We start from the raw sequence: 12,603 nt of genomic DNA, 5'->3' as shown, positions 1-12,603 counted from the left end.
CTTTTAGGCTAGTCTTTTTTACTTTTGTCTATATTATAGTACTCAAATAGTTTATTCAATGTTATCGTAATTTCATATTTACTGTATATTTCTTCTCTATTAAGAAATAATTTCTTAATAAGATCTCTACGTGTTTCTTTATCCGCATAGTGAATTTTTCTGTGACAATTTGGACACAAACTGATGATATTATCTGCAAAATCGATAGTATTTTCAAAATCATCTTGAGCTGACATTGGGATTAGATGATGCGCTTCTACATAATTTTTACCATTTTAACTTTTAAAAGTTAAATGTTTTCTGTCTGCTTTGCATAACCAGTCACTCTTTATCTTAGCTTGGATAGCCTCACTGCTATTACGAGGATATACCTTGCCTATACTACTATTTTCTTTTTCTTTTTTTGGACTTGGCCCATCTATTAAACCCTTTGAGCTAATGTCGCTTAAATTACTTTTCTGTGATAATTCATGGTTGAGTTTATCGTCTTTCATTTCTTCTAATTCATTCATTAAATAAAATACATACGAATAATAACATTCTAAAGCTCCATTAGGAAATCTTCCTTCGGAGATATTATATTCTATGTACCTTTCTTCATTACATTTTAAAAATTTTTTTAATTCACTCATCGTTTCAATACATACTAATTTTTCTATTTTATTTTTAGTACTTTTTTCATAAATCATTACTAACCTAATTAAATAGTTTGCATAAGAAACTGCTTTACCACTATTTTTTTCTGCATTTCCTGCCTTGTCTGTTAATAGTTGTGCATAATTTTTAAAATTATTATACTCTTCAAAATATTTTCTCTCAATTGTTTAAATGCGGCATCTTTTGCTGATATCTTATCAAATGACATATTAACCCTCTTCTTAATAAGAGTCTCTTTATACAAGTCTTTGTTTTGTTCCATTCAGTCATCTTTTTGATTACAAATTTTAGTCCATCAATAATAGATGATCCGAGCTATATCAAAGTAATCAAACGCTATGTGATAGACAATTTGTTTTAAATAAAGCGATTAACTAAACAAATGTTTCTTTTTTCACATCTTTTCCAAGTCTTTGTATTTTTTTTAACAGCAATTTCCTGTCTTAAATACTTATTTTCTTGTTCTAATCTTCTTGTGAGCTAAGATTCTCCATTTCAATATCATTTCTATCCAATTTTAGCCTAAGTCTAAAACTTAACGCTTAGAATATCCTTAATTTTACGAGTCATTTTCCATTCTAATTTTATTTAAATAACCGCTTCTTTTACTGCAAGTCGATAAGCAACTTTTTTCATAGCAAAAAACACCCCATTTTTCTTCATTTTATATGAATTCAAAGGGGGTGTTTTTATATTAGTCTCTACCTAAGGGACAGTTCAAATAAAAAAGTACTTTTTTATACTTAATTCCAACTTTATTAGTTTATTTTTTATTTCTATAATATCCTAATATACAAATACCACTTACTGCAACTAAGCCTATCCCAACCAATAAATTATTACGGACTTCACCAGTTTGAGGTAATTGTAATTTTAGGGTACTCTTTGACTTCTTTGGCTCTGTTGGTTTTATTGGTTCTGTTGGCTCTGTTGGTTTTATTGGTTCTGTTGGCTCTGTTGGTTTTATTGGTTCTGTTGGTTTTATTGGCTCTGTTGGCTCTGTTGGCTCTCCTGGTAATTGACTATTTCCTATTTCTACTGTAACCACATTAGTTTCTTTACCTTCTGTCACATCCACTTCATGTGGCGTTCCGTCTAATTCGTACCCTTCGGGGGCCTTTGTTTCTACTAATGTATACTTTCCAAAATCTAGATCTTTTGTTGTTTTTCCATGTCCATCTTTTCCAATAACAATATGATCTACTGTTTCACCTGCTTCATTAATAACATCAAACTCTGCTCCTGATAATAGTTTTTCTTTATCCCCACTGTCGTGCTTAATTACTTCAATTGTTCCTTTTCCTGGTAAACTTGGAATAATTGGCTCTCCTGGTAATTGACTATTTCCTATTTCTACTGTAACCACATTAGTTTCTTTACCTTCTGTCACATCCACTTCATGTGGCGTTCCGTCTAATTCGTACCCTTCGGGGGCCTTTGTTTCTACTAATGTATACTTTCCAAAATCTAGATCTTTTGTTGTTTTTCCATGTCCATCTTTTCCAATAACAATATGATCTACTGTTTCACCTGCTTCATTAATAACATCAAACTCTGCTCCTGATAATAGTTTTTCTTTATCCCCACTGTCGTGCTTAATTACTTCAATTGTTCCAAATTTTGGCTCAGTGGGTTCTTTTGGCCATTGATTCCAAAAATTATGAACTTCCATATGATTTCTTTGATGTAAATCTGTTGCAAACAAATACCCATTAATATTCCCTGATGAAAAAACTACTGTAGCTAATGGAGCAACTATACTACCAATAACTGCTGTCCCACCACCATATTCAGCTGATCCATTAGTCCCACTTGCTGTCGCATATTGTTTTAAATAAGATTTTCCATAACGCTCATCTCCAGAATCCAATACCCCTTTATCCATTTGAATAATATCTTTTGGTGGTTTTATTTCTGCATTTTGACTAGAACGATCAAAAAAATTACTTACTTGATTGGCTTTACTAAAATTATAAATAACCTTTTTAGCATTTTCAGATGCTTTAACATCAGTCAATTCCAATACTGCATTCGTCCCTGAATGATTCGCTAAATAATTACCTTTGAAAATAACTTTATCTGCTTTATTTCCTGCTTCATCCTGGGATGTCACAATAATATTTTTTATGCTTTCGTTATCAATAACTGACTCGTAGTCAAAACCGAAACTCTGAACAACTGCGACTAATTCACCATCAATTTCTTTCGGTGGTATATTTAGAACTAAAATATCAGAATCACTAGCACTCTGATAATAATCATATTCTAATAATTTACCGTCTGACCATTCTCCTAAAGTTTTCCCTGATTTCTTACCCATTACTGATTTACTGTCTAAATCACTAGTTAAACTTTTCATTTCAGCTGTCATTTTAGTTAAAGTTGAAGATTCAAATTCCTCAGTCAGTAATTTTTTTTGAACTTCATTTATGCTTACTTTTTTAAAATATCCCTTATCATTTGCATGATCTGAATCTAACCAGCCTATCTTCTCTGATTTATAATTTCTTGATTCAACTACTGGTTGAATCGTATCAGAGTAATTATTAATATTTCCTCCTATTAATATTGCAGTTTTTTGAATGTCGAAATCCAAAGGTGTTCCCACAGTATTAGCATTTTCTGAAAACATCGCTGCATAGCTGTATGTTTCAAGCTCTTTTCCAAAACTAGAATCCTTAACAACTGCTAACGGTCCTTCAATATCTGCTGAATCTGCTGAATGATAACCACTTAAAAAAACATTATAATCAAACAAATTGCTAGAAATCTTACTCTCATCAGCAATCGTATGCTTTGTTTCACTATAACTTCTTTGTGCAATCCCTGTAGAACCCGTCCCTAATAAAACTGTAGCAATTAGCACTTTCGTAATACTGTTCTTATTAATATTTAGCATTTACCTATCCGCCCTTCAACTAACTTATATTAAAATTCATCTGGATATAATTTAGTATTATTTACTAATTTAATACATCTAGACTTTTTTAATATACGTTTATGAAAAACGTAAATATCTCAAATTTTAGAAGCAAATACATAAAACGTTACAAACAGTTTTGTAAGAAAAATGTCAAAAAAGTGCGTTTTAACCAAAAGTATTGTAAAATCAAATAAAAAACGTCTATAAAAAAAGTAATCTAGTTTTGTGAAAAAATAACATTTTCGCATACTTTTTTTTAGCCTTTTTTTGACAAAAATCGATTTATAAATACCCTGTATTTATTATAAAATTAAGCACAATTAAAACATCTAGAATCATCAAAGGAGATTTGCTTATGCTTTCATTTTATTTAAAAAATAATGAATTATTAAACCTATGTATCGCATCCTCTTTAGTACTTTGTAAAAATAATACGATGGAATCACTTTGCAACCGCTTTAATACCCCTTATTCTAATATGCGCAGAAGTCTTGCGAATTTATCTAGTCTAATCAATGAACTTGATGACCAAACAACTATTGAAAAAATTCATAAAGAATATGTTATCACTACACAAAAACAAACAGACCCTCTTTTTATTTGCGATAAAATTCATAACTATTATTTAGAGCATTCCATTAAATTCCAACTAGTTCAGGCTATTATCTGTGATGAAATCACTCATGAATTCCGCTTATGTGAGCATTTAAATATCTCAACTACCTATTTAGCTGCCCTATTGAAAAAAATAAATAATCATCTTTCTAAATTTAAAGTTAAATTAGAAAAACATAACAGAAATATTAGATTGGGTGGTAGCTATCAAAATACAGTTTTTTATATCTATCAATTCCAATATAAATTCCCATCACGTTCCTTAATTGAGAGATATCAAAAATACAAGCCTTATAAAAAAGAGCTCAACTTTAAGAAAAATATGAACTTTTTCTTATTAAATAATATAAAATACTCCTCCTTGATAACAAAAAAAATACCTTTATTTTCCAAAGAAGAAATTAATCAATTAGATCAATTATTAAACTCTTATTTTTCATATTCATTTGAAGATAAAAATATTAATGCTAACAAATTTTTAAATCTTTTATATTTACTTACGTCTCCTTTTGATGAAGAAAAATTTAATGCTAATAATTTTTTAAATTCTATTAGTTATACTAATACATCCAAATCTATGTTTTCTTATGAACTATTATCAGAATTATCTAATTATTTTGAACCATACGTGATGGACAGTACTTACCTTTCAGATAACATTGAAATTTATACTTACTTTTTATCCATCCGTATAACTTTATCAACTTTATTGAAATATGATTTTAATCTACTATTTAATTACGTTTGTACTGAGATTTCAGAAGAATTAAACTCCCCTAATAAATATCAAAGAGATATCGATACATTTTTAACTTGTGATAAAACAAAACAAATTTTTTCAGACTTCTCAATCACTCAATCAGAATACATATTTTATATTTCTTCTATCCGAGAGATTTGTTATACCCTTTTAAAAACAGATATTAAAGCAAAAGTTAGTATTTATCTTCACTTTCATTCTAACGATCACCAAAAATTTTTAATAAAAAGAAGGTTAACTAATATTTTTAATAAAAACATGATTGATTTTGTTTCACTTCCTTCCGAAGCTGATTTAATAATAGTGAATGAATACTTAAATACTAATTTTTCTAAAAATATATTTTATTTAAATGATATTACATCAAAACAAACTATTAAAAAGTTAACAACACTTGTGTCTAATATATATATTGATAAAATATTTTAAAGAAATCATTTAAAGTATTTATCTCCAATTTATTAACATATTATTTAATATGACACTTTTAACAGGCTTTAACACTGAAGATAGAGAATATCTATAACTTCGGTGCAGTTCACCATTATCATAATTTTTTACTTACTTAAATATTCTTGATAATACTCTGATTCCCATTATTCCAAATAAATATCACATATAAGCTACATTTCAGCTGATAAAATCAGGATCTTAATCATCTCTAAAGTTCCAATTTTTATTTTCTTTGTTAGTTTAGTGTGGTATAGAAGTAGAAACGGTACTTAATATTTATTAACCAACAAAAAATAACAAAATAACTAATACTATTTATTAGTTATTTTGTAAAATCAAATCTTAGGGAGGTTATTATGTTCCATTTATTTTTAAAAAAGAATGAAATTGAAAACTTGGATATTTTAGGTTCAACCATATATAACTTAGACACATCATTAAATTTTGTTAACAATCATCTCCTAGTTAAAAAAAGTAGCATCCAACACAATCTAAGACAATTAAATGAAAGTTTTTCACACTTAGGTCACACAAATATAAAAATACGTTCAAAAACAAGTAGAGTTGCACTTGAGGGCAAAAAAGAAGACATTTATAACAACTTATTATTTGATATCACTAGTGATTACGTCCAAAAATCAATTTTTTATACAATTTTAAATCTTATGTCTTATGATGCTGTTTTAGATAAATATGAAGTTAGTGAACAAGCTCGAATTTCTCAAAGTTATCTGGCCAAAATAATGGCCAATATCAATACCTTTTTAGCCCCTACATCTGTTAAATTAATCACCCGAAAAGGGAAATTATTTTACACAGGTCCTTTACTAGAAAAACTATATGTTGATTATGTAATACAATGTTTTATCTTACTCTTTTCCCCTTCTCCTGAAGTTGTTTCCGAGTTAAATATACCTTTTAATTTCTTTCTAAATAAATTCGAACAAAATAAATCTAACATTTTAACTAAGTGTCTCTTAGCTCATAATCATTCAAAAGGGGACTACATAAGCGATAATAATCTTATTCAACTATTAAATCTATTTATACAAATTAATGATGTTAACCATAATACACTTGAAGAGTTTTCCTCTGAACAAGTTAACCTGACGATTAACCTTCTGACACGATTGTCATCTAACCAGATAGATACTGATGAACACCGCGCGTTGATCAGCTTAGCACTGTTGGAGAGTCAGAAATCTGATCCGACCAATCCCATATTAAATGATATTATCTATATCTCTGAAAAAACTTGTGAGATATTTGATTCTTCGGGTCGTTCATTTTCTAAATTTAAATTAGATATTATTTATTTGATTGCATTAAAAGTAATTAATTTTCATCTTTTCCAATATAATTTTGAAAAACTACTTGATTTCACACCAAACTTTATCAAGAAGAAAATTTCACTTTCTACTAATGACATCGATCACTTCATTTCTGATTTAATAGAAGATGATCACCTTATGCCTCTGACACGAGACATGTTAAAAACAGATAGTTATGATATTGCAACTGATATCAAAAATTGCTTACCACTTAAAAGTGAGACTCTTAAATTATTTATTAATATTAAGTATCAATCCTCACGCAAACAATACATCATTAAACTAATTTCTCGTCTGTTTTCAACTGATAGTGTACAGATCACTAATAATTCGGACGAGGCTGATCTATTTGTTTGTGACTATCTCATCAAAAAAAAAACTAATACTTCTTTCTTTTTACTAGTTGATGCTGAATCAAAAGATTCCATCAATTTATTACTTAATTTTATTACTGCTAAATATAACGAAAAACAAAGTCAATTTGGCTTAGTTGAATAAATTATCTAATTAAATATTTATTATGGTATAATAAAAATACAAAGAAAGTGTGGTGCTCCATGATGAAAAAAATTTTCTTTGTTATTTTTTGGTTAGTTCTAGCCTTAATCTTCACGATTGTTCTACTCTTTAATTTATCAAGTATTTTTGATAGTATTTCGTATCTAATTATTCCTGAAACTTCCAATGACGCCTATATGTCAGCAGCTGGAGTCAAACATTCTCTAATGTTCCAATGGCAATTATTTCTATCATTGGTATGGTTGTGGGAATTAAGTCTGGACTTAAAGTTTATAAAACGATTAATGACAGCTAATCCTTCACCAATCAAAAAAGTAGGCCTGTTAGTTAACTAACAGGCCTACTTTTTATTTAAACATTTTCCAGTTGTAGTACCACTATTCGGGCCACAGTTTGGCTAAAGGTCAACTCATTAAATTCTTCTTTCTAAGTTTCTTGGTTAAGCCCTGTAAAGAGTATTTCTCTGAACGTTGATAAACTAATCTTATTTTTCCGTTCTTTATAAATAAAATTCACAATCTTCCCCTCTTCATATTCCAGTTCAGATGTATCACAGACCCTTGTTTGAATACGGTCATCTCTAAATAGGAAGAGATCTAAATCCAAAGCTTCTGATAACAATTTATCCGATACCTTACTTGCTCCTTTATCAATAGGAATTATTTGCTCTTCCCTATTCAATACAGCAAAAACAAGAGGTAAGTCCATTACACCAATCAATTGAGCGGCTAATACGGATACATTCTTCCACCAACCAATAACTATATTCATCGTAATACTCTTGATACTCTCTATCTAGTGGTAATTTATCTAATTCATTTAAATCAGACAGACTTTCAATTTTACGTTTTTCAGATATACTGTAACGGTCGTATACTAACAGACACTCTTCTACTTGATCACGTGTCATATTATAAGGATTAAGAAACATGTCCTTCACTTCTGAAACAGTCATACCGTTTAGTAAGCTATAAAGAACCGCTGCTAAGTCTTCCAGTGGAATTTGCTTCAACTGACATCGGCCCATTGAATCTACCACTTCAAAATATGAATTTTCTAGCGCAAATCGCGTTTTCTTTTCATCTGATTCACGTAAGAGTCTATTGCCTGAACTATCCACTAATGTAAGACGTTTTTCATCTTGACTAGCTGTGAAATAACTCATCGGATCAAGTTTCTCACCTAGTTCTATTTTTTTAAATGTATGCTCAGATAAGCTAATCGGATCAATAACATCCCATGTATCAACAAGTTTCTGATGATAACCATTTATACTAAAGCCTTTTTCCTGAGCCTGCTTAACTAGGGCGATAGTACCACCAAGGTCTTCTACATCAAATGTTAAAGATGCTGGTAATTTAGCCAACAACTTAGGTAATTTCTCCTCAAATTCTTCAACAGGTTTATCCATTAAGTACAATTCACCGTCTTGATTATAAAAATAAAATCGTCCTGGTGACGGGAAATAAGGACCATCATTTGATGACAACATCGTTACTTTACCTTCAGGAATTAAGGCCTCTTGTTTAGCATAATCATACATTAAATAATTAATTGCTAACTCTCTTTCAAATAAATAACGTTCTAAATTTATAGTAATCTTTGCCATAATTTGTCCCTCACACTTTAAGACAAGTAAATTGTAAGTTAGTTGATATTACCTTGTAACGTACTTAATTTAGAAATATGATACGCTTTCTTTAGAAGGAAGTGACCCTTATGATAAAACTTTACTATTTGATTTCTAATGCATTCAATCATCACAAGCGAAATAAAATTAATAGTTTGAGAGGAAGTATTAGCCAGATTCTATATTTTACATTCACTATTCTAGCCTATTACAGTTTCTCTTTATTTAACGTTATTCTTAATTACCACTCACAAAGAGTCGAAACTACTCTCAATCTGCAAGCTGTTGATACTAAACCTTTTCTCTATACCCTATTATCTAGCCTAACTTATGGCTTTCTATTCATATTTATAGGTCTATGTTTATTCGGAATTTTTCAATTTACTGTCTCGACTTACCAAAAATACCTTGTACAAAAGAATAATTTAAAGATAAATCAACTGACAGGCGAAACGTCACTTATCGTCACCTGCCAATTTTTTATAGAAGAGTATTTTTTCTTGCCTATTACTTATGCGGGAAGTCTATTACTTTCCTCTTTCTTACTAAGAAAAATAATAATAGGGAGTCAATTGATTTTCCCTTTAGAAGATATTTTAAGCCAACACCCCATTGCCATTAGCAAACTTTTTATTACCCTAAGCTCTTTATCTATTATTAGTGTTCTTATCATTAATTTTATTATGGTCTACGCTCTGTTAAAACAACAAAAAGCTGCTAAATAACTTCAAAAAATTATATTTTCTGTAGCTATTTAGCAGCTTTAGTATTCAATTTATAATGATTATCACACAAAATCTACTCATCCCCACTTAATAAATAACGATACAAGGAATCATCTACACCATCGACTAACTGAACATCATACTCAACAAGACTCTTAACCTCACCGCTTTCAATAGGCTCTTCGACTTCTATAATAGAATCAGCTATTGGCTTGACCTCTCCCATATAATAGAAATCCTTACCTTCGTCATTCGATTTTTGGATGAATAGTCTAATCGTCCAGTCATCTGGAGATTGTAAAATTTTAACTTCATTAGAAGTTAGGCTTCTACCTGTTTTAGAATATAACTTCATTCTACTTGAACTTAAGAATCTGTCTCGGTAAGCAACTTGAGCTCCTTTAAATTCTTCTCCTTTTTTCAAGGTCACAAAAATAACGAACTCTCCATCTTTATAAGTGTAACCACCGATATTCAATGGTACCATTTCTTTTTCCCAATTCAATAATTTTAACACTTCTTTTCTTGTATACTTTTCATGAAGTGTTAACGGTTTATCTGTATGATAACTGTTATTTTTAAGCAGTGCGGTTTCAAAAATATCCGTTAATAACTTAGCAAAATAAGTATTTTCGTAGCAGTCTTTAAAGCTGGTTGTTAAACAAATACCGTCCTCGGTTACTTCTATAAAGCTACTTGATTTATAAGTAGAGGCATTCGAACCTGCAAAGAAGCTAACATCTAACACGCTCTTAACAGAACGAATTGTTTTATCATCATAAGCTATTCCTTTTGATTTAAATAACTCGACTATTTCACTATTAGTCAGTTCATCTTTTTCAATTAAGCGAGTCAATAAAACTTGTTCATGTAAACGATGACCCGGTAGAAATTCATTCGATGCCATTTTTAAATACGCCAAACTTTGACTGTCTAAAACTGGAACCTCTTCTTTTACTTTTAATAAGAAGTCGTAATAGCTACCGTATTTTTTTGCTGCAACAAGAGGCTCTAACACCCCACTTTGTTGAAAATCTACTAAATATGGCGTTCTACCTAATCTATTTTTTAACTCTTCGAACGATTTGCGTAGTTCTACCATTGAGTCTAACGACGCTTTATCTATTGATTTATACACACGTTCTTTCGCAATCGCTTCGAAATTAATCGACGAAACACCAGACATAAAATTCGATTCAAACGTATCACGTCTTAGACTATTTTTATTACGCGAACTATCCCCTGTTAGCGCCATGGGAATCATATAGTTATTCTGATAATTTCCGATAAAATCAATTACCGTCACAAACTCTTTTGAGTGATGCTTTCTCAAACCACGTCCTAATTGTTGAATAAAAATAATATTCGATTTCGTATTTCTAAGCATAATGACCTGGTTTACTTTAGGAATATCAATCCCCTCATTGAAGACATCTACTGTAAAAATGTAAGATAACTCGCCCTCTTCTAATTGTCGAACCACACGCTCACGTTCCTCAACGGTATGATCGCCTGTCAAATAAGCGCTAGGGTAGCCTTTTTGATTAAATTTATCAGCTAACTCTTTCACTTCTTTTTTTTGACTACAGAATACTAATCCTTTAGCTACATTACCATCACAGCCGTAGTACTTAATCTTTTCTAATAAGAAATCAACCCGCTCATCCGCTACTAAAAATTGCAGGTCACTGGTTTCTTCCACTGTTAAACCATCTTTCATATAATCTGTTACCCCAAAATAATTAAAGGGTGTCAGCATTTCTTCTTCAAGAGCCTCTTGCAAACGAATCTCATAGGCAATGTTATAATCAAACAATCCGTAAATATCAAAACCATCCGTACGATCAGGCGTAGCAGTCATCCCTAATAAGAACATCGGTGTGAAATAATCGATCACTCTTTTATAGGAATCTGCCCCTGCTTTATGGACTTCATCAATTAAAATATAATCAAAATGGTCTTTAGCAAACTGCTCTAAATAGTTTTCCTTTGAAATAGTCTGTATCGTTGAAAATAAATAGCGCGATTCAGTTTCTTTTTTACTTCCAGATAAAATTCGAAAGTCTGACTTATCACCACCTAAAATCTTATGAAACTCATCTCTGGCTTTACTTAAAATTTGTTCTCTATGTACGATGAATAAAAATCGTTTGGGTTTAACCTGTCTCACATCAAAAGCTGAAAGATAAGTTTTTCCTGTTCCTGTAGCAGAAATAACAAGTCCTCGTTTCTCACCCTTGCGGCGGAGCTCTTCGATATTTTTTAATGCGACTTCTTGCATTTTATTTGGTTTAATCTCTTGATTCGTATTTACTTCATAAGCTGAATTTTCTTCTGAAACAACTGCAATATCTGCTACAGTCTGTTGTTTTAATTTCTTATACACCTTACGATAAGACTCAATCCATTCTTGAGTTAACGGTTGCGACTCTTCCCATTCAGATTCCATAAAATCAAATGTTTGTTGGATAACTTGCCCATTTTCAAAAGAATTCATTAAAATATTCCACTCATAATTCTTTCTAACAGCATCCCGTGTTAAATTAGAGCTCCCTACTATTAAAGTATAGTGGTCTAGCTTTTTAAAAAGATAGCCCTTTGCATGGAAACCATGTCTAGTCGAAATTCTTACCTCTAAATTAGGAATCCTAAGCAGACTTTCATAAGCCTCTGGTGAATTAAACCCAAGATAATTCGATGTTAATAATCTACCTTCAATCCCTTTTAATGCTAAATCAGCTAATTGTGTTTTAAGTTCATTTAAACCACTTTGAGTCACAAACGCTACTGAAAAAAAGAAACTCTCCGCCTGATTCAATTCTCGCGTTAAGTCATTTATAACGTATTTCTTTTTAGCCGCATCATTAATCACTAGTTTATGGTCTAACCCCTCACCTACAACTGTTTGATCCATATAGCTTTTTCTTAAGGCATTCTCCATTACCATCATCTTCTCATCATTTGCCAAATTCATCATCTCCCTAATTTAA

Annotated in this window: 9 protein-coding genes and 1 pseudogene; 4 read left to right on the top strand and 6 right to left on the bottom strand. The window is 30.6% G+C overall.

Translation table 11 applies throughout. The features are described 5' to 3' along the window. Window positions 1–8 precede the first annotated feature (8 nt). The 3 genes and pseudogenes from CBF31_RS11295 to CBF31_RS08855 all read right to left on the bottom strand — a co-directional run. A pseudogene (locus CBF31_RS11295) lies at window positions 9–254 on the bottom strand (HNH endonuclease); the annotation flags it as partial. A 21-nt stretch (window positions 255–275) separates the two neighbouring features. Beyond that, window positions 276–689, bottom strand: a complete 414-nt coding sequence (locus CBF31_RS08860) for a hypothetical protein (RefSeq protein ID WP_126832162.1) — start codon at window positions 687–689, stop codon at window positions 276–278. A 731-nt stretch (window positions 690–1,420) separates the two neighbouring features. Then, window positions 1,421–3,556 carry a SpaA isopeptide-forming pilin-related protein gene (locus tag CBF31_RS08855; protein WP_126832160.1) on the bottom strand — a complete coding sequence of 712 codons (2,136 nt, stop codon included), beginning with the start codon at window positions 3,554–3,556 and terminating at the stop codon, window positions 1,421–1,423. Window positions 3,557–3,935: 379 nt separating this feature from the next. Between CBF31_RS08855 and CBF31_RS08850 the strand changes: the two genes are divergently transcribed. From CBF31_RS08850 to CBF31_RS08840, 3 genes are all read left to right on the top strand, one after another. Then, window positions 3,936–5,384, top strand: coding sequence for a helix-turn-helix domain-containing protein (locus CBF31_RS08850; RefSeq protein ID WP_126832158.1), 1,449 nt, complete (start codon window positions 3,936–3,938; stop codon window positions 5,382–5,384). A gap of 380 nt (window positions 5,385–5,764) precedes the next feature. Beyond that, window positions 5,765–7,237, top strand: coding sequence for a helix-turn-helix domain-containing protein (locus CBF31_RS08845; RefSeq protein WP_126832156.1), 1,473 nt, complete (start codon window positions 5,765–5,767; stop codon window positions 7,235–7,237). A gap of 59 nt (window positions 7,238–7,296) precedes the next feature. Continuing rightward, window positions 7,297–7,593 carry a hypothetical protein gene (locus CBF31_RS08840; protein WP_126832154.1) on the top strand — a complete coding sequence of 99 codons (297 nt, stop codon included), beginning with the start codon at window positions 7,297–7,299 and terminating at the stop codon, window positions 7,591–7,593. A 91-nt stretch (window positions 7,594–7,684) separates the two neighbouring features. On the opposite strand, the gene CBF31_RS08835 is transcribed toward CBF31_RS08840, so the two are convergent. Both CBF31_RS08835 and CBF31_RS08830 read right to left on the bottom strand, forming a co-directional pair. Beyond that, window positions 7,685–7,966 (bottom strand): hypothetical protein, encoded by a 282-nt coding sequence (locus CBF31_RS08835; protein ID WP_126832152.1) that lies wholly within the window; start codon window positions 7,964–7,966, stop codon window positions 7,685–7,687. After that, on the bottom strand, window positions 7,932–8,867 hold the full coding sequence (locus tag CBF31_RS08830; protein WP_126832150.1) for a hypothetical protein: 936 nt from the start codon (window positions 8,865–8,867) through the stop codon (window positions 7,932–7,934). Before CBF31_RS08830 ends, CBF31_RS08835 begins: the two co-directional genes overlap by 35 nt. A gap of 110 nt (window positions 8,868–8,977) precedes the next feature. Between CBF31_RS08830 and CBF31_RS08825 the strand changes: the two genes are divergently transcribed. Next, complete coding sequence (locus CBF31_RS08825; RefSeq protein WP_126832148.1) at window positions 8,978–9,613, top strand: hypothetical protein; 636 nt, start codon at window positions 8,978–8,980, stop codon at window positions 9,611–9,613. Between the two features lie 73 nt (window positions 9,614–9,686). On the opposite strand, the gene CBF31_RS08820 is transcribed toward CBF31_RS08825, so the two are convergent. Then, window positions 9,687–12,581, bottom strand: coding sequence for a DEAD/DEAH box helicase (locus CBF31_RS08820; protein WP_415674428.1), 2,895 nt, complete (start codon window positions 12,579–12,581; stop codon window positions 9,687–9,689). Window positions 12,582–12,603: the final 22 nt, after the last annotated feature.

It is taken from the genome of Vagococcus fessus, assembly GCF_003987565.1.
Lineage (GTDB): Bacteria > Bacillota > Bacilli > Lactobacillales > Vagococcaceae > Vagococcus_D > Vagococcus_D fessus.
Note: the sequence above shows the minus strand (reverse complement) of the source record. Positions and strands in the feature narration are given on the sequence as shown.

Excerpts from the sequence above, each read along its gene's own strand:
- CBF31_RS08860 (WP_126832162.1), bottom strand. The coding sequence starts at position 689 with ATGATTTATGAAAAAAGTACTAAAAATAAAATAGAAAAATTAGTATGT.
- CBF31_RS08855 (WP_126832160.1), bottom strand. The coding sequence starts at position 3,556 with ATGCTAAATATTAATAAGAACAGTATTACGAAAGTGCTAATTGCTACA.
- CBF31_RS08850 (WP_126832158.1), top strand. The coding sequence starts at position 3,936 with ATGCTTTCATTTTATTTAAAAAATAATGAATTATTAAACCTATGTATC.
- CBF31_RS08845 (WP_126832156.1), top strand. The coding sequence starts at position 5,765 with ATGTTCCATTTATTTTTAAAAAAGAATGAAATTGAAAACTTGGATATT.
- CBF31_RS08840 (WP_126832154.1), top strand. The coding sequence starts at position 7,297 with ATGATGAAAAAAATTTTCTTTGTTATTTTTTGGTTAGTTCTAGCCTTA.
- CBF31_RS08835 (WP_126832152.1), bottom strand. The coding sequence starts at position 7,966 with ATGGACTTACCTCTTGTTTTTGCTGTATTGAATAGGGAAGAGCAAATA.
- CBF31_RS08830 (WP_126832150.1), bottom strand. The coding sequence starts at position 8,867 with ATGGCAAAGATTACTATAAATTTAGAACGTTATTTATTTGAAAGAGAG.
- CBF31_RS08825 (WP_126832148.1), top strand. The coding sequence starts at position 8,978 with ATGATAAAACTTTACTATTTGATTTCTAATGCATTCAATCATCACAAG.